This window comes from Pseudomonas sp. BAY1663, from assembly GCF_000582595.1.
Taxonomy (GTDB): Bacteria; Pseudomonadota; Gammaproteobacteria; order Pseudomonadales; family Pseudomonadaceae; genus Stutzerimonas; species Stutzerimonas stutzeri_AF.
The window spans coordinates 26,021-43,064 of the sequence record NZ_AZSV01000002.1 but is presented as its reverse complement, the minus strand read 5'-3'; the positions used below and the strand labels follow the sequence as shown (position 1 = coordinate 43,064).

Sequence of the window (17,044 nt, the reverse complement as noted above, 5' to 3'; positions counted from 1 at the left end):
CAGCGCGAGGCTGGCTTATGTTTGTGCACTCGAACGTTTGAAGAAATCAGGCTGCTTGCGGGGCTTCCGCAGGCTTGACGGCTTCCTCGTAGGAGACCGACTTGTCGGTCACCTTGGCCTGCTGCAGAACAGTATCCACAACTTGTTCTTCGAGCACAACAGAACGGACTTCGTTCAGTTGCTCGTCGTTCTTGTAGTACCAGGCGATGACCTGCTCCGGCTCCTGATAGGCCGAAGCCATTTCCTCGATCAGCTCACGAACACGCGCCTCGTCGGGCTTGAGTTCCTTCTGCTTGACCACTTCGGCGACGATCAGGCCGAGCACCACACGGCGCTTGGCCTGCTCTTGGAAGAGGTCGGCCGGCAGTTGGTCGGGCTTGATGTTGCCACCGAACTGCTGAACGGCCTGCGCACGCAGACGGTTGACCTCGTTGTCGATGAGCGCCTTGGGCACTTCGATCGGGTTGCCGGCGACCAGCCCTTCCATCACCTGGTTCTTCACCTTGGTCTTGATGGCCTGGCGCAGTTCGCGCTCCATGTTCTTCTTCACTTCGGCACGGAAGCCTTCGACGCCGCCTTCCTGAACGCCGAACTGGGCGAAGAAGTCATCATTCAGTTCCGGCAACTGGGGAGCCGCGACGCTGTTGACGGTCACGGTGAACTCGGCGGTCTTGCCGGCCAGGTCGAGGTTCTGGTAATCCTCGGGGAAGGTCGGGGTGATCACGCGCTCTTCGCCGGCCTTGGCACCGACCAGCGCCTCTTCGAAACCAGGGATCATGCGCCCCGAGCCCAGCACCAGCTGGGTGCCCTTGGCCGAACCACCGGCGAAGACCTCACCGTCGATCTTGCCGACAAAGTCGATGTTCAGTTGGTCGCCGTTTTCGGCGGCACGCTCGACGTTCTCGAAGCGGGTGTTCTGCTTGCGCAGGATTTCCAGCATGTTGTCGACGTCGGCGTCGGCCACCTCGGCCTGCAGACGCTCGATCTCGATGGCCTCGAAGCCTGCGACTTCGAACTCGGGGAACACTTCGAAAGTCGCGACGTACTCGAGATCCTTGCCCTTCTCGAACACCTTCGGTTCGACGGACGGCGCACCGGCCGGGTTCAGCTTCTCGGCAACGATGGCTTCATAGAAGGTCGCCTGGATCAGATCACCCAGGGCTTCCTGACGAGCGGCCTCTTCGTAACGCTGGCGAATCACGCTCATCGGCACCTTGCCGGGGCGGAAACCTGGAATCTTGGCACGGCTGGCGGTCTGTTGCAGACGCTTGTTGACTTCGGTCTCGATGCGCTCGACCGGCACGCCAATGGTCATGCGGCGCTCAAGAGCGGAGGTGCTTTCAACAGAAACTTGCATGGATTTTCCTCGTTGCACAGACATAAGCCGGGCGTTCCGGCCCCAGAATGGGCAAGCATTCTAGTAGCTCGATTGACAGAAGTCACCCCGCCCCGGAGAAGAACGAAGAGAGGCCGCCGACAGGCTCGACAAGGCCGCGCGCCGCGCAAAAGCGGCTCACCGCCCCTGCCGAGCGAACCGCGACGCCCTCCAGGCCCATTCGCCTGCCCCAGAAACGCGAAAGCCCCGGAATCCGGGGCTTTCAGCTGATTACATGGTGCGGACGGAGAGACTCGAACTCTCACACCTTGCGGCGCCAGAACCTAAATCTGGTGTGTCTACCAATTTCACCACGTCCGCCAAGCGGGGTTTCAAACGAAAACGCCAGGCAGCGCCTGGCGTTTTCTGGAATATGGGGTGGACGAAGGGGATCGAACCCTCGACACCAGGAGCCACAATCCTGTGCTCTACCAACTGAGCTACGCCCACCATATTTCACTTTGCTTGTGCCAGAGCCCGAAATGGCGCACCCGGCAGGACTCGAACCTGCGACCATCCGCTTAGAAGGCGGATGCTCTATCCAGCTGAGCTACGGGCGCTCTTATCTGCATTCTGTGCGGAGCGCAGACTTGAAGCTCCGGCCGTAGAAGAAGTCACCCTCTTCGAAAGCCATCTTACCCAGCAGCAGGCTGTGCTCGACAAGCGGGGCGAATGTTATAGAGGCGGCGCACACTCGTCAACACCAGAATTAAAAAAATTTCAGTTAGATAAAGGAGTTACGAATGCTACCCAGCGCTTCGCCTTTGCCGTCTCGCCACGGCATGCGAGAATACGCGTCCTTTCTAAATCCTTTCCGGTGGTTAACCAAGCGTCATGACCGCACAACTGATCGACGGTAAAACGATCGCTGCCAATATTCGCCAACAAATCTCCAGCCGTGTTGCCGAGCGCCGCGCTCAGGGGCTTCGCGCGCCGGGCCTGGCGGTGATCCTGGTAGGTAGCGACCCAGCCTCCCAGGTATACGTAGCGCACAAGCGCAAGGACTGCGAAGAAGTGGCTTCAACTCCATCGCCCACGACCTTCCCGCCGATACCCGCCAGGAAGACCTGCTGGCACTGATCGATCGGCTCAACGACGACCCGGCCATCGACGGCATCCTCGTTCAACTGCCACTGCCCCGGCAGCTCGACGCCTCGCAACTGCTGGAGCGTATCCGCCCCGACAAGGACGTGGACGGTTTCCATCCCTACAACGTCGGTCGCCTCGCCCAGCGCATGCCGCTGCTGCGCCCCTGCACGCCGAAAGGCATCATGACCCTGCTGGAAAGCACCGGGATCGACCTGCATGGCCTGGACGCGGTCGTTGTCGGTGCTTCGAACATCGTCGGCCGGCCCATGGCGCTGGAGCTGCTGCTGGCCGGCTGCACCACCACCGTAACCCATCGTTTCACCCGCGACCTTGCCGAGCACGTCAAGCGTGCCGACCTGGTCGTGGTGGCCACCGGCATCACCGGTCTGGTCAAGGGTGAATGGATCAAGCCTGGCGCCATCGTCATCGACGTCGGCATCAACCGCCAGGCCGATGGCCGCCTGCTGGGCGACGTGGAGTTCGATCCGGCCCGTGAACGCGCCGCCTGGATCACGCCGGTGCCGGGCGGTGTCGGCCCGATGACCCGCGCCTGCCTACTGGAAAACACTCTGCACGCAGCCGAGCACCTGCACGGCTAAACCGGCGCCAGACGCCAGAAACAAGAACGGCACCTTTCGGTGCCGTTCTTGTTTGCATTCAATTCATTCGGCCAGGCGCCAGGTCGTTCCGCCCTTGCCGTCTTCCAGCACTACGCCCATGGCGGTGAGCTGGTCGCGAATACGGTCGGATTCCGCCCAGTTCTTCTCGGCACGCGCCTGCAGGCGCGCAGCGATCAGACGCTCGATCTCGGCCGCATCGACCTTCCCTGCCGCACCGGCCTGCAGGAAAGCCTCCGGCTCGAGCTGCAGCACACCCAGCACCCCGGCCAGCTCCTTCAGGCGCGCGGCCAGCGCGGCGGCGGCGGCGAGGTCGGTCTCGCGCAGGCGGTTGACCTCGCGGATCATCTCGAACAGCACCGCGCAGGCTTCCGGCGAGTTGAAGTCATCGTCCATCGCCGCGCCGAAGCGCGCGACGAACTCGTCGCCACCGCCCGGCTCGGCCAACGGTAGCCCCTTGAGGCCGTTGTAGAAGCGCTCCAGGGCGCCCTTGGCCTCGCGCAGGCTGTCCTCGGAGTAGTTGATCGGGCTGCGGTAGTGGCTGGACACCAGCAGGTAGCGCACCACCTCGGGTGGTACTTCTCCAGCACCTCGCGGATGGTGAAGAAGTTGCCGAGGCTCTTGGACATCTTCTCGCCGTCGACGCGCACCGCGCCGGCGTGCATCCAGGCGTTGGCATACAACTTGCCGGTGGCTGCCTCGCTCTGGGCGATCTCGTTCTCGTGGTGCGGGAACACCAGGTCCGGGCCGCCGCCATGGATGTCGAAGGTCTCGCCCAGGCAGCAGGTGGACATCACCGAGCATTCGATATGCCAGCCCGGCCGGCCGAGCCCCCAAGGCGACTGCCAGCTCGGCTCGCCCGGTTTGGCGCCCTTCCACAGGACGAAATCGAGCGGATCCTCCTTGGCCTCGTCGACCTCGATGCGCGCGCCGATCTTCAGGTCCTCGATCCTGCGCCGCGACAGCTTGCCGTAGCCGGCGAACTTGCCGACGCGATAGTAGACGTCGCCATTGCCCGGCGCATAGGCATAGCCTTTGTCGATCAGGGTCTGGATCATAGTGAACATGCCGCCGATATGAGCCGTGGCTCGCGGCTCGAGGTCCGGGCGCAGCACGTTGAGGCGCGCCTCGTCCTCGTGCATGGCGGCGATCATGCGTTCGACCAGCGCCTCGAACGGCTCGCCGTTCTCGTTGGCACGGCGGATGATCTTGTCATCGATGTCGGTGATATTGCGCACATAGGTGACGTTGTAGCCGCGATGGCGCAACCAGCGAGTGACCACATCGAAAGCCACCATCACCCGCGCGTGGCCGATATGGCAGAAGTCGTAGACGGTCATGCCGCACACATACATGCGCACCCGGTTATCTTCCAGCGGCTTGAAGACTTCCTTGTTCTTGCTCAGGGTGTTGTAGATCGTCAACGCCATCATTGACCCCAGGAGTCACGCAGCGTGACGGTGCGGTTGAACACGGGAGCGCCGGGCCGGCTGTCCTTGAGGTCGGCGCAGAAGTAGCTTCGCGCTCGAACTGGAAGCGCTCTTCCGGGGCGGCATTGGCCAGCGACGGCTCGGCGCGGCAGCCGCGCAGCAGCACCAGCGACTCGGGGTTGATGTTGTCGAGGAAGCTGCCGCCCTCCTCGTCCTTCTCTGGATTGGCGGAACGGAACAGCCGATCGTACAGGCGCACCTCGCACTCGACGCTCTCGGCGGCCGGCACCCAGTGGATCACGCCCTTGACCTTGCGCCCCTCGGGGTTCTTGCCCAGGGTGTTCTCGTCATAGCTACAGCGCAGCTCGACGATATTGCCTTCGGCATCCTTGATCGCCTCGTCGGCGCGAATCACGTAGCTGCCGCGCAGGCGTACCTCGCCGCCCGGGACCAGGCGCTTGTAGCCGGCCGGCGGGACCTCTTCGAAGTCGCCGGCGTCGATGTAGATCTCGCGACCGAACGGCAGCACGCGCACCCCCATGTCCTGCTTGGGATGACGCGGCAGTTCGAGGTTCTCGACCTGGCCCTGCGGGTAGTTGGTGATCACCACCTTCAGCGGCTTGAGCACGCACATGGCCCGCGCCGCATTGGCGTCGAGGTCTTCGCGGATGGCGAATTCCAGCATGCCGATGTCCACCACGCCGCCGGCGCGGTTCACACCGATCATGTCGCAGAAATTGCGGATCGAGGCCGGCGTATAGCCGCGGCGGCGGAAACCCGACAGCGTCGACATGCGCGGATCGTCCCAGCCGCTCACGTGCTTCTCGTCGACCAGCTGCTTGAGCTTGCGCTTGCTGGTGATGGTGTAGTTCAGGTTGAGCCGGGCGAATTCGTACTGGCGCGGCTGGGCCGGCACCGGCAGGTTGGCCAGGAACCATTCGTAGAGCGGACGGTGATCCTCGAACTCCAGGGTGCAGATCGAGTGGGTGACGCCCTCGATGGCGTCCGACTGGCCGTGGGTGAAGTCGTAGCTCGGATAGATGCACCACTTGTCGCCGGTCTGGTGGTGATGGGCGTGGCGAATGCGGTAGAGGATCGGGTCGCGCAGGTTCATGTTGGGTGAGGCCATGTCGATCTTCGCCCGCAGCGCCCTGGCGCCATCCGGGAACTCGCCAGCCTTCATCCGCGCGAACAGGTCGAGGTTCTCCGCCACGCTACGCTCGCGGAACGGACTGTTCTTGCCCGGCTCGGTCAGGCTGCCGCGGTACTCGCGCGCCTGTTCGGGCGTCAGGTCGCAGACGTAGGCCTTGCCGCTCTCGATCAGGTGAACCGCCCAGGCGTGCAACTGATCGAAATAATCGGAGGCGTAACGCTCCTCACCCGCCCACTGGAAGCCCAGCCACTGCACGTCGCTCTTGATCGCGTCGATGTATTCCTGGTCTTCCTTGGCCGGATTGGTGTCGTCGAAGCGCAGGTTGCACTCGCCACCGAATTCCTGCGCCAGGCCGAAGTTCAGGCAGATCGACTTGGCATGGCCGATGTGCAGGTAGCCGTTGGGCTCCGGCGGGAAGCGGGTGACGATCTTGGCATGTTTGCCGGAATCCAGGTCGGCCTGGACGATCGGACGAAGAAAGTTGCTTGCGGCAGGAGTCTCGGGCTTGCTCATGGTGTCCTTAACGATCAGCGAATGTGCGGCTTAGAGAGGTTTACAAACGTAGCGAGCGATGGTCAGGCAAGGCGAAATCAGCCGAAAAAGCGGAATGTACAAGTTGTACATGAGCATTTTGAGGCTGAGTTCAACGCCGCATGGCCGAGCGCAGTAGTTTGTAAATACTCTCTCAGGGTAGGCCGACCAAATCAAAGCGCCTATCATAGCGGACCCGTCAACCCCCTGACAGAGCAAAGCGCCCACCAGCGGATGCCACCGGCGGCTGGCGGCACCCGGTATCGACGACCCTTGCAGCGGCCCGTCCCGCACTTGGCCTGCCCAACGAAAACGGAATCCCTCCCCGATGATCAAACTGCACACCAACTACGGCGTCATCACCGTCCAGCTGTTCGAAGACAAGGCCCCGGAAACCACCGCCAACTTCAAGGAATACGTGAAGAGCGGCCACTACGACGGCACCATCTTCCACCGCGTGATCAGCAACTTCATGATCCAGGGCGGCGGTTTCGAGCCCGGCATGAAGCAGAAGGCAACCCGCGCACCGATCAAGAACGAGGCCAACAACGGCCTGTCGAACAAGACCGGCACCCTGGCCATGGCCCGTACCATGGAGCCGCACTCGGCCTCCGCGCAGTTCTTCATCAACGTCAAGGACAACGACTTCCTCGACCACAGCGCGCCCACCGTCCAGGGCTGGGGCTACGCGGTGTTCGGCGAAGTGACCGACGGCATGGACGTGGTCGAGAAGATCAAGGGCGTGGCCACCACCATGAAGTCCGGCCACCAGGACGTTCCGGTGGACGACGTGGTGATCGAGAAGGCCGAGATCGTCGAGTGACCTGCGAGTGATCCTGCTGATCTCGGATCTGCATCTCGAAGAGGAACGCCCGGACATCACCCGGGCGTTTCTGCATTTTCTCGAGGCGCGTGCCAGCCAGGCCGAAGCGCTGTACATCCTCGGCGACTTCTTCGAGGTCTGGATCGGCGACGACGCCATGACGCCCTTCCAGCGCTCGATCGCCCAGGCGCTGCGCGCCCTGAGCGATCGCGGCACGCGCATCTACCTGATGCACGGCAATCGCGACTTCATGCTCGGCAAAGGCTTCTGCCGCGAGGCCGGCTGCGAATTGCTGGCCGACCCCAGCGTGGTCGAGTTCGATGGCGAGCGCGTCCTGCTGATGCATGGCGACAGCCTGTGTACCCGCGACCTGGGCTACATGCGCCTGCGCCGTCTGCTGCGCAACCCGCTCAGTCTGTTCATCCTGCGCAACCTGCCGTTGGCCACGCGCAAGAAACTGGCACGCAAGCTGCGCAGCGAAAGCCGTACGCAAACCCGCATGAAGGCCAGCGACATCGTCGACGTCACGCCCGACGAGATTCCACGCACCCTGAGCGAATACGGTGTCCGCACACTGATCCACGGCCACACCCATCGTCCGGCAGTACATGAGCTGGAGCTCGACGGACAGCCGGCCCGGCGCATCGTGCTCGGCGACTGGGACCGCCAGGGCTGGGCGCTGCAGGTGGACGCCAGCGGCTTTCACCAGGCGCCGTTCGAGCTGAATTAGGCCGCCAGCGGCACCCCGCTGTGAAAGCGGAACTCGCTGTCGGGGCTTTCGATGAGTTCACGCTCGCGCTCGCGCACCTTCAGGATGGTCGCGTCCACATCCGTCGCAGCGCCATAGAGGTAGGCCAGCTTCAGGTAATCTTGGAAGTGCCGCGCCTCGGACTTGAGCAAGCCGCTGTAGAACTTGCCCAGCTCTTCATCCAGATGCGGCACCAGCATGGCGAAGCGCTCGCAGGAGCGCGCCTCGATGAAGGCGCCAATCACCAGGGTATCGGTAAGCCGATAGGGTTCATGATTGCGTACCAGCTCACGCAACCCCGCCGCATAGCGGGAAGAACCGACGTTGCGCAGGGCGATCGCACGCGTGCGAATGATCGCCAGCACCTGCTCGAAATGGCGCAGCTCCTCGCGCGCCAGGCGCGACATCTTGTTCTGCAGGTCGGGCTTGTCGACATAGCGGAACATCAACTGGAATGCCGTGCCGGCGGCCTTCTTCTCGCAGTTGCCGTGATCGATCAGCATCACGTCCTGGTTCTGCAACGCAGCATCCACCCAGGCGGCGGGCGTGGCACAACCGAGAAAGTCGTTCAGATCAGGAAGCATGGCGAATCCTTGGTATTCACAAACAAAATAAGCCAGCGCGAACATGAGGGGATTCGCCGCGGGCGGCATTATACGAATGCCACGCGTCCCGGCCAGCCTGGTTTGATTTACATCACGGCCCGTGTCGCAGGCTTGTCTATAGTTGAGCAACCCGTAAAGGAAATGGAGCCGATCATGCAAGCCATTCGCTGCATCCTCGTGGTAATCGACCCGAACCAGCCACAAGCGCTGGCCCTGAAGCGCGCACGCCTGATTTCCAGCGTGAGCCAGTCTCGCCTGCACCTGCTGGTGTGCGACGGCAAGCATGATCACGACGCCTACCTGGACTCGCTACGCGAGCAGCTGGAAAGCGAAGGGCATCAGGTCACCACACAACAGGCCTGGCATGACAATCTCCACCAGACCATCATCACCGTGCAACAGGAGGAAGGCTGCGGCCTGGTGATCAAACAGCACGTGCCGGACAACCCGCTGAAGCGCGCCCTGCTCACCCCCGAGGACTGGAAGCTGCTGCGCTACTGCCCATGCCCGGTGTTGATGGTGAAAACCGACACCCCTTGGACGGGTGGCAACATCCTCGCGGCAGTCGATGTCGGCAACTCCGACCTGGAGCATCGCACCCTGCATGCCACCATCGTCAACCACGGCTATGAAATAGCCAGCCTGGCCGATGGCAAGCTGCACGTCATCAGCGCCCATCCCTCCGCCATGCTTTCGGCGGCCGACCCGGCCTTCCAGCTCAAGGAAACCATCGAGGCGCGCTATCGCGAGGCCTGCAGGCAGTTCCAGGCCGAGTACGGCATTCCCGATGCGCAATTGCATGTCGAGGAAGGCCCGGCCGACGCCCTGATCCCCCGGGTCTGCCAGCGGCTCAAGGCGGTGGTGACGGTCATCGGCACCGTGGCCCGTACCGGCTTCTCCGGCGCACTGATGGGCAATACCGCGGAAGTGGTGCTCGATACGCTGGAAAGCGATGTCCTGGTGTTGAAACCCGACGACATCATCGATCACCTGGAAGATCTGGTTCGCCACTGACCTGCCGGGCGGAAGCTTTCGGCGGCCTGCGCTCTCAGCCGAGGATATTCCTACCCTCGGCGAGGAATCGCGGCGCCATGTAGCGTTCGTAGTGTGCCTCGGAAAGCAGGAAGAACTCGCGATCGATGGCATCCCTCAGCTGTGGCAGCGGCCATCCACGGAATTCGGGAAGCAGCATCACCCCGTAGGCGTCCAGTTGCTGGATGACCCGGGCGCCACGGGCGATCAGCTGGTAGGCCCAGCAATAGGGGGACTGTTCGGGCACGAAGCGGATCTGCCGTGTTTCCAGCTGCTGACGCAGCAACTGGGCATCGAAGACCTCCAGCTTCGCCGCCATCACCTGCGCCAGCAGAATCTCCAGGCGCCGCCATACCGCGCGCTTCTCCTCGTCGCCATAGCCGTTCCAGTTCACCACCTCATGATGGAAGCGCTTGCAGCCGCGGCAGACGTTGTCGCCATAAACGGTCGAGCAGAGGCCGATGCAGGGGGTCTGTATGCGCTGGTTGGACATGGGCAGGACGGGCTATTGATCAGCCGCGCATCTTAGACTTTTGTCCAACCAGGGTCACCCGCCTTCATCCTCGATGACCAGCCGCGACCGCCTGCAGCCCAGCCCAGCCGGCCTCCAGACCTTACCCGCAGCAGCCCTGCGTAGCGAGACGGCGCCAGCCGATGCGGGTGCTCGACTTAACTTTACGGGCCCGTTCCAGTAGAATCGGCCCGCCGTTTTTGGCGCCACATTCCATACGAAGCTGTTTTCAAAGCGTCACGAGCACAGTTGAACCGGCCGCGTGCCGGGTGCGCGGAACCGCCCGTTCCCTGCCCATCCGGCCTCGCCCATCCGGCGTAAAACTTTGAAAACAGCTTCCGGATGCGCGTCCCGAAACACCCATGGGACCAATGATGAGGGTAAAAACTGTGCTTGAAGCCTATCGCAAACACGTAGAAGAGCGTGCCGCCCAGGGCGTCGTGCCCCAGCCGCTGAACGCCGAGCAAACCGCAGGCCTGGTCGAGCTGCTGAAGAACCCGCCGGCCGGCGAAGAAGAATTCCTCGTTGACCTGATCACCAACCGCGTCCCCGCAGGCGTCGACGAAGCTGCCTATGTCAAGGCCGGCTTCCTGTCCGCCCTGGCCAAAGGTGAAACCTCCTCCCCGCTGCTGAGCAAGCAGCGCGCCGTGGAACTGCTGGGCACCATGCAGGGCGGCTACAACATCGCCACCCTGGTCGAACTGCTGGACAGCGCCGAACTGGGCGCCGTGGCCGCCGAGCAGCTGAAGCACACCCTGCTGATGTTCGACGCCTTCCACGATGTCGCCGAGAAGGCCAAGGCCGGCAACGAGCACGCCAAGGCCGTGATGCAATCCTGGGCCGAAGGCGAATGGTTCACCAACCGTCCGGCCGTTGCCGAGAAAGTGACCCTGTCGGTCTTCAAGGTGACCGGCGAAACCAACACCGACGACCTGTCGCCGGCTCCGGACGCCTGGTCGCGCCCCGACATCCCGCTGCACGCCCTGGCCATGCTGAAGATGGCCCGCGACGGCATCAACCCGGACGCTCCGGGCTCGGTCGGCCCGATCAAGCAGATGGAAGCGCTGAAAGCCAAGGGCTTCCCGGTTGCCTACGTCGGTGACGTGGTCGGTACCGGCTCTTCGCGCAAGTCCGCCACCAACTCGGTGCTGTGGTTCTTCGGCGACGACATCCCGAACGTTCCGAACAAGCGCGCCGGTGGTTTCTGCTTCGGCACCAAGATCGCCCCTATCTTCTACAACACCATGGAAGACGCCGGCGCCCTGCCGATCGAATTCGACTGCACCAACCTGGCCATGGGCGACGTCATCGACGTCTACCCGTACGCAGGCAAGGTCTGCAAGCACGGCACCGATGAAGTCATCACCACCTTCGAACTGAAGACCGAAGTCCTGCTGGACGAAGTCCGCGCCGGCGGCCGCATTCCGCTGATCATCGGCCGTGGCCTGACCGAGAAGGCTCGTGCCGAACTGGGCCTGGCGCCGTCCACCCTGTTCAAGAAGCCGGAAGCGCCGGCCGACAGCGGCAAGGGCTTCACCCTCGCGCAGAAGATGGTTGGTCGTGCCTGCGGCCTGCCGGAAGGCCAGGGCGTGCGCCCGGGCACCTACTGCGAGCCGAAGATGACCACCGTCGGCTCCCAGGACACCACCGGTCCGATGACCCGCGACGAGCTGAAGGACCTGGCCTGCCTGGGCTTCTCCGCCGACCTGGTCATGCAGTCGTTCTGCCACACCGCGGCCTATCCGAAGCCGATCGACGTCAACACCCACCACACCCTGCCGGACTTCATCATGAACCGCAGCGGCGTGTCCCTGCGTCCGGGCGACGGCATCATCCACAGCTGGCTGAACCGCATGCTGCTGCCGGACACCGTCGGTACCGGTGGTGACTCGCACACCCGCTTCCCGATCGGCATCTCCTTCCCGGCCGGTTCCGGCCTGGTCGCCTTCGCCGCCGCCACCGGCGTCATGCCGCTGGACATGCCGGAATCCGTCCTGGTGCGCTTCAAGGGCCAGATGCAGCCGGGCATCACCCTGCGTGACCTGGTCCATGCCATCCCCTACTACGCCATCCAGCAGGGCCTGCTGACCGTCGAGAAGAAGGGCAAGAAGAACATCTTCTCCGGCCGCATCCTCGAGATCGAAGGTCTCAACCAGCTGACCGTCGAGCAGGCATTCGAACTGTCCGACGCCTCCGCCGAGCGTTCGGCTGCCGGTTGCACCATCAAGCTGCCGGAAGACTCGATCGCCGAGTACCTGAAGTCCAACATCACCATGCTGCGCTGGATGATCAGCGAAGGCTACGGCGATGCCCGCACCCTGGAGCGCCGCGCCCAGGCCATGGAAGCCTGGCTGGCCAACCCGCAACTGCTGGAAGCCGACAAGGACGCCGAATACGCCGCCGTGATCGAAATCGACCTGGCCGACGTGAAGGAGCCGGTGCTCTGCGCACCGAACGACCCGGACGACGCTCGCCTGCTGTCCACCGTTGCCGGCGAGAAGATCGACGAGGTCTTCATCGGTTCCTGCATGACCAACATCGGCCACTTCCGCGCTGCCGGCAAGCTGCTGGACAAGGTCAAGGGCGGCATCCCGACCCGCCTGTGGCTGGCTCCGCCGACCAAGATGGACGCTCACCAGCTGACCGAAGAAGGCTACTACGGCATCTACGGCAAGGCCGGTGCGCGCATGGAAATGCCGGGCTGCTCGCTGTGCATGGGTAACCAGGCTCGCGTGCAGACCGGTTCGACCGTGGTTTCCACCTCGACCCGTAACTTCCCGAACCGCCTGGGTGACGCCACCAACGTCTACCTCGCCTCTGCCGAACTGGCGGCCGTAGCCTCCATCATCGGCAAGCTGCCGACCGTCGAGGAGTACATGGCCTACGCGCAGAACATCGACAGCATGGCTGCCGATATCTATCGCTACCTGTCCTTCGACCAGATCGCCGAGTTCCGTGAAGCTGCGGAAAAGGCCAAGATCCAGGTCGTCGAAGTCGTCTGACGGTGACGCAATGAAAGAACCCCGCTTCGGCGGGGTTTTTTATGCACAACACTTTTCCACCAATGCTCAAGGCGCGGTGGCGACCTCTTCAGCCAGCAGAAAACGTACCCGTTCCTGCGAGCGGATCGGTTTTCCTGCAGACAAAGAAAAACCCGGCCAAGGCCGGGTTTTTCTCGCAGCGGAATTCTCGGGTTACTGAACCTGAGCTTCCACTTCGGCTTCCACGCGACGGTTGATCTGACGACCTTCCTCGGTGGAGTTGTCGGCCACCGGACGGGATTCACCGTAACCTACCGAATTCACGCGACCGCCTTCCACGCCATACTCGTTGACCAGAACGTTGCGCACAGCTTCGGCACGACGCTCGGACAGGCGCTGGTTGTACTGGTCGGTACCGACGGAGTCGGTGTGACCTTCAACCACGGTGGTGGTCTGCGGGTACTGCTGCATGAAGTCAGCGAGGTTGCGGATGTCGCTGTAGCTTTCTTCGCGGACACGCGACTTGTCGAAGTCGAACTTGACGTCCAGCTCGACACGGACCACTTCCGGAGCCGGTTCCGGCTCGGTGTCGACGATCGGTGCCGGAGCCGGCTCCGGAGTCGGCTCGACGGCTGCAACCTGACGGGCGCCGCCGCCGAAGTTCAGACCAACGCCAACACCTGCCATCCATTCGGCTTCGTCGGCATCGATGTTGTACATGCCGTCGACGCTGGCCTTGGCGAAGAAGTTCTCGGTGAAGTAGTACTTCAGGCCGGTACCGACGTTGGCGAAGGTGCTGCTGTCACGGCCGCTACGGGCAGCCTGGCCGATGCTCTGGTGCGCGACACCGGCGGAGACGTACGGACGCAGGCCGACACCCGGAGCGCCGAAGTGGTAAGCGGCATCCAGGGAGGTCAGGCTGCCCTTGATGTTCTTGTGGCCGTCCGCGCCAACCGGATCCTCGGAGGTCAGGTCGTGGTATTCGCCATAGGAAAGGCCCAGCGAGACGTCATCGGTGAGGAAGTAGCTGACGCCTGCGCCATAGAGTTCACCGTCGCGCTGTACATCACGCGAGCTATCGGTGAAGTAGTGCTTGCCGAACGCTTCCACTTCAACGGCGCCCTGCCCTTGGGCCAGCGCGCCGACAGAAGTGGCGGCAACCATCGAACCGATTACAACGCCTAAAGTGTTTTTAAGTTTCATCCGTAAATCCCCATCTGGTGGTTGATATCAGAACAATCTAAGGAAACCGGCTGTCTGTATGCCCAAGCTGTTCGTCTGGCATAAGACAGCTTCTTGTCATTAAGTTTCAATCTTCTCGGAAAATTTTTCCCGGAGCTTATCGAGTGCACGTTTGTAACGCATCTTCGTTGCGCTTAGCCCCATATGCATGATGTCGGCAATTTCCTGGAACTCTAATTCGGCGACGAAACGCAACACCAATATCTCCCGATCAATCGGATTGACATGGACCAGCCAGCGATCCAGTCCGCCTTTATCCTCGATCTTAGGCGCCTTCTCCTCGGAAGCCTCCTCAAGCGGATCGAGGCTCAGGGCATCGAGCAAACGCCTCTTGCGACGCTCCTTGCGATATTGAGTGATGCACTCGTTATACGTGATGCTGTAGAGCCAGGTCTTGAATTTGGATTTACCTTCGAAGTTCTTCAAGCCATAAAGAACCTTGAGCATTACTTCCTGACATACATCGTCGGCGTCACGCTCGTTTCCCAAATACCGTGCACATACATTGAACAACGTGCGCTGATAGCGCCGCATGAGCTCTTCATATGCACGGGTAATATGAAACAGTTCGCCATGGGCATGCTGCACCAGCTCCTCATCGGTGAGCTGGCGAGGGTCGTAGCGCGGAATGGACGTTTGGGTTTTAGTCAAGACGCTTCGAGCCGGCAGACATGGTCACGGCCGCCAAATCATGGAAACCGAAAAAAGGCGACGTACTTTACCAGAAATGCAGTGCTAACGGCTGGCAACACGCTGTTCCAGCAGCACTTTGTTGGCTACCGAAGCGAGTTCGCCATCATCGGTAAGCAGCAGGGTCTTGACCGTCCCGATTTCCTCGATCTGCCCTTCGACATCCGCCAGCTTCACGCGCTGGCCCACCTCGTAGAGCTCACGCACGTAGATGCCGGCAAGAATCTGCCCAACCAGTTCGCGACTGCCCAAACCGAATGCCAACGCGACCGCCAGGCCAACGGTGATCAGCACGATCGCGATCACGTAGTTCAGCAGCTCGGTCTTGACCTCGAGTTGCCCGATGGCCACGGAGATGCTGATGATGATGACCAGCCCCTGCGCCATCCGGGCGAGCCCGTTCGCATAATCCAGCCCCACCCTTCCGCGGCGCCGCGCACCAGCCCGCTGAGCAGCTGCGCAAGCAGAACGCCCGCCAGCAGAATCAACGCCGCACCGAGCACCTTGGGCACATAGAGAGTCAGCATGTCGAGCGTTGCGGAAACGCGCTCCAGCCCCAGCGATTCGGCGGCCGAGACCAGGAAGATCAGCAGTACGAACCAGTAGACGACCTTGCCGATCAAGGCGGAAACCGGAATGCGGATGCCCGCACGTCCCAGCAGCTTGGTGAGCCCCGTACCGGCCATCAACCGATCGAGGCCGACCTTGGCGAGCACCTTGGAAAGCAGCGTATCGAGCAGCTTGGCTACCACGAAGCCGAGCAGTACCACGACCAGGGCGCCGAACAGACGAGGAATGAAGGCCGCGACAGAAGCCCAGAGCGAGCTCATCGCCGACAGCAGACTTTGGGTCCAGGGATCGAATTCCATGATCAATCAGCCTTATCGAACGAAGGGTTGGATGGTTCTCGGCGCGAAACCGGGGAGAGATGCCGCGAGCCGCTGTTGAACGCCATCATCAGCGCCGGCAGCCACTGGCCGATCAGACCGAACAGATCGCCGGCTCCCACCTGCCGGTTGGCCGTTTTGAGGACGCGCCCCAGACAAGCATCGTCATCGTGAATCGATGGCTTGTTGAGGAGATCTCGCAGGGATTCTTCGAAGGGATCGCGCATGCAAACCTCGCTGGAGTATTCCGTCTAGACGGCCTGTGGGCGGTTGAGAGTCACATTCAGAGCCAGCGCAGACGGCGGAACACCCACCACTGGCACAGTGCAACGGTACCGATGATCAGGCAGGCCAGGATGAACCCATAGGGATTCTCGCTCCCGGAATGCCGCCAACATTGATGCCGAGCAGGCCGGTCAGAAAGCTCATGGGCAGGAAGAAGCCGGTGATGATCGCCAGAAGGTACATCGTCCGGTTCATCCGTTCGCTGAGCCTGCGCTGCTCCGACTCCAGCACCAGATTGATCCGTTCGCGAACCAGGTCGAGCTCTTCGAGATAGCGCATCAGGCGGTTGCTCAGCTCGTTCCAATACTCGGCATCGTCGTCAGCGAACCAGCTCAGGCGACTGCGCGTCAGCTGGCCGTAGAGTTCGCGCTGGGGGAGCAGAAAGCGCCGCAGGCCGGCGGCACGCCGCCGCAAAGCGAGCATCGAATCATGCTCCGGCGTATAACGCTCGTTGCCCTCCAGCTCTTCCTCTTCCGCATCGACCCGCTCGGCCAGTTGGGCAACCAGGTCGTCGACACGATCGGTCATCGATTCGGCCAGGTACAGCAGAAGCTCGGAGGCGGTCTTCGGCCCCCTGCCCTCCGCCAGCAGCTGGATCACCACCTCGATGGAACGCAACGGCCTGAGTCGCAGGGAAATCACGCGACGCGGATCGGCGAACACGCGCACCGACACCATGTCTTCCGGCTCGGCATCCGGGTTCAGGTTCACCCCGCGCAGGAACAACAACAGCTCCTCGCGCGGCAAGGTCAGCATGCGTGGACGGGTATTTTCCTCGAGCAGCACGTCGCAGGCGAACGCGCTCAGGCCACTTTGCGTACGCAACCAGGCTTGCGCCTTTTCATGGCTGCGATCCCAGTGCAACCAGAGACTCTCGTTCTCGGAGAGTTGCAGGCCAGCCAGGTCATCGTAGGCGATAACCCGGGCGCCACCACTGCCGTCGAGGAGGAAGGCATGAATCAGCCCCCGCTGCTCGCTGTCAGTCACCAGCATCAGTCTGTTCCGTCGATGTTCACGAAAAGCCCGGCAGGGCCGGGCTCAGAAG

At 62.3% G+C, this 17,044-nt stretch carries 12 protein-coding genes, 3 tRNA genes and 5 pseudogenes; 7 read left to right on the top strand and 13 right to left on the bottom strand.

Annotated features, from left to right (window positions below):
• Positions 1-46: 46 nt before the first annotated feature.
• From tig to BAY1663_RS01190, 4 genes are all read right to left on the bottom strand, one after another.
• Entirely contained in the window at positions 47-1,357 is a 1,311-nt protein-coding gene (gene tig, locus BAY1663_RS01205; protein WP_037037291.1) for a trigger factor, read from the bottom strand.
• Between the two features lie 254 nt (positions 1,358-1,611).
• A tRNA-Leu gene (locus BAY1663_RS01200) sits at positions 1,612-1,696 on the bottom strand.
• A 53-nt stretch (positions 1,697-1,749) separates the two neighbouring features.
• Positions 1,750-1,825: transfer RNA gene (locus tag BAY1663_RS01195), tRNA-His, on the bottom strand.
• 33 nt (positions 1,826-1,858) lie between these two features.
• Positions 1,859-1,935: transfer RNA gene (locus tag BAY1663_RS01190), tRNA-Arg, on the bottom strand.
• Between BAY1663_RS01190 and BAY1663_RS24375 the strand changes: the two genes are divergently transcribed.
• Together BAY1663_RS24375 and folD are read left to right on the top strand one after the other, a co-directional pair.
• On the top strand, positions 1,908-2,213 hold the full coding sequence (locus tag BAY1663_RS24375) for a hypothetical protein (protein ID WP_164838418.1): 306 nt from the start codon (positions 1,908-1,910) through the stop codon (positions 2,211-2,213). The two genes, BAY1663_RS01190 and BAY1663_RS24375, sit on opposite strands and share 28 nt — an antisense overlap.
• A pseudogene (folD, locus tag BAY1663_RS01185) lies at positions 2,210-3,063 on the top strand (bifunctional methylenetetrahydrofolate dehydrogenase/methenyltetrahydrofolate cyclohydrolase FolD). Before BAY1663_RS24375 ends, folD begins: the two are co-directional and overlap by 4 nt.
• A 63-nt stretch (positions 3,064-3,126) precedes the next feature.
• On the opposite strand, the pseudogene cysS reads toward folD, so the two are convergent.
• A pseudogene (cysS, locus tag BAY1663_RS01180) lies at positions 3,127-4,511 on the bottom strand (cysteine--tRNA ligase).
• Positions 4,511-6,177 (bottom strand): annotated as a pseudogene (locus tag BAY1663_RS01175) (glutamine--tRNA ligase/YqeY domain fusion protein). Before BAY1663_RS01175 ends, cysS begins: the two co-directional pseudogenes overlap by 1 nt.
• Positions 6,178-6,523: 346 nt before the next feature.
• Here BAY1663_RS01175 and BAY1663_RS01170 point away from each other — a divergent pair.
• Positions 6,524-7,018 carry a peptidylprolyl isomerase gene (locus tag BAY1663_RS01170; protein WP_037037288.1) on the top strand — a complete coding sequence of 165 codons (495 nt, stop codon included), beginning with the start codon at positions 6,524-6,526 and terminating at the stop codon, positions 7,016-7,018.
• A 7-nt stretch (positions 7,019-7,025) separates the two neighbouring features.
• The gene (gene lpxH / locus BAY1663_RS01165; RefSeq protein WP_037037285.1) at positions 7,026-7,748 is read left to right on the top strand and encodes a UDP-2,3-diacylglucosamine diphosphatase; all 723 of its coding nucleotides are present in this window, start codon (positions 7,026-7,028) and stop codon (positions 7,746-7,748) included.
• Here lpxH and BAY1663_RS01160 read toward each other — a convergent pair.
• Positions 7,745-8,350, bottom strand: a complete 606-nt coding sequence (locus tag BAY1663_RS01160; protein ID WP_037037282.1) for a tRNA-(ms[2]io[6]A)-hydroxylase — start codon at positions 8,348-8,350, stop codon at positions 7,745-7,747. The two genes, lpxH and BAY1663_RS01160, sit on opposite strands and share 4 nt — an antisense overlap.
• A gap of 174 nt (positions 8,351-8,524) precedes the next feature.
• On the opposite strand from BAY1663_RS01160, the gene BAY1663_RS01155 reads away from it, so the two are divergent.
• Positions 8,525-9,385: a universal stress protein gene (locus BAY1663_RS01155; RefSeq protein ID WP_037037441.1), complete on the top strand. Its 861-nt coding sequence runs from the start codon at positions 8,525-8,527 to the stop codon at positions 9,383-9,385.
• Positions 9,386-9,419: 34 nt separating this feature from the next.
• On the opposite strand, the gene BAY1663_RS01150 is transcribed toward BAY1663_RS01155, so the two are convergent.
• A complete protein-coding gene (locus BAY1663_RS01150; protein WP_037037279.1) occupies positions 9,420-9,896 on the bottom strand; it encodes a DUF1289 domain-containing protein in 477 nt (158 codons plus the stop codon).
• Positions 9,897-10,303: 407 nt separating this feature from the next.
• On the opposite strand from BAY1663_RS01150, the gene acnB reads away from it, so the two are divergent.
• Both acnB and BAY1663_RS23195 read left to right on the top strand, forming a co-directional pair.
• Positions 10,304-12,916 (top strand): bifunctional aconitate hydratase 2/2-methylisocitrate dehydratase, encoded by a 2,613-nt coding sequence (acnB, locus tag BAY1663_RS01145; RefSeq protein ID WP_037037277.1) that lies wholly within the window; start codon positions 10,304-10,306, stop codon positions 12,914-12,916.
• A 10-nt stretch (positions 12,917-12,926) separates the two neighbouring features.
• Complete coding sequence (locus tag BAY1663_RS23195) at positions 12,927-13,115, top strand: hypothetical protein (protein WP_128576017.1); 189 nt, start codon at positions 12,927-12,929, stop codon at positions 13,113-13,115.
• Here BAY1663_RS23195 and BAY1663_RS01140 read toward each other — a convergent pair.
• The 5 genes and pseudogenes from BAY1663_RS01140 to BAY1663_RS01120 all read right to left on the bottom strand — a co-directional run bounded on the left by BAY1663_RS01140 (position 13,109) and on the right by BAY1663_RS01120 (position 16,992).
• Positions 13,109-14,098 (bottom strand): OmpA family protein, encoded by a 990-nt coding sequence (locus BAY1663_RS01140; protein ID WP_037037274.1) that lies wholly within the window; start codon positions 14,096-14,098, stop codon positions 13,109-13,111. The genes BAY1663_RS23195 and BAY1663_RS01140 overlap by 7 nt on opposite strands.
• A 99-nt stretch (positions 14,099-14,197) precedes the next feature.
• Entirely contained in the window at positions 14,198-14,788 is a 591-nt protein-coding gene (gene sigX, locus BAY1663_RS01135) for an RNA polymerase sigma factor SigX (protein ID WP_037037271.1), read from the bottom strand.
• Between the two features lie 84 nt (positions 14,789-14,872).
• Positions 14,873-15,696: pseudogene (locus BAY1663_RS01130) on the bottom strand (mechanosensitive ion channel domain-containing protein).
• 2 nt (positions 15,697-15,698) lie between these two features.
• Entirely contained in the window at positions 15,699-15,941 is a 243-nt protein-coding gene (locus tag BAY1663_RS01125) for a hypothetical protein (protein WP_037037268.1), read from the bottom strand.
• 56 nt (positions 15,942-15,997) lie between these two features.
• Positions 15,998-16,992 (bottom strand): annotated as a pseudogene (locus tag BAY1663_RS01120) (zinc transporter ZntB).
• Positions 16,993-17,044 lie beyond the last annotated feature (52 nt).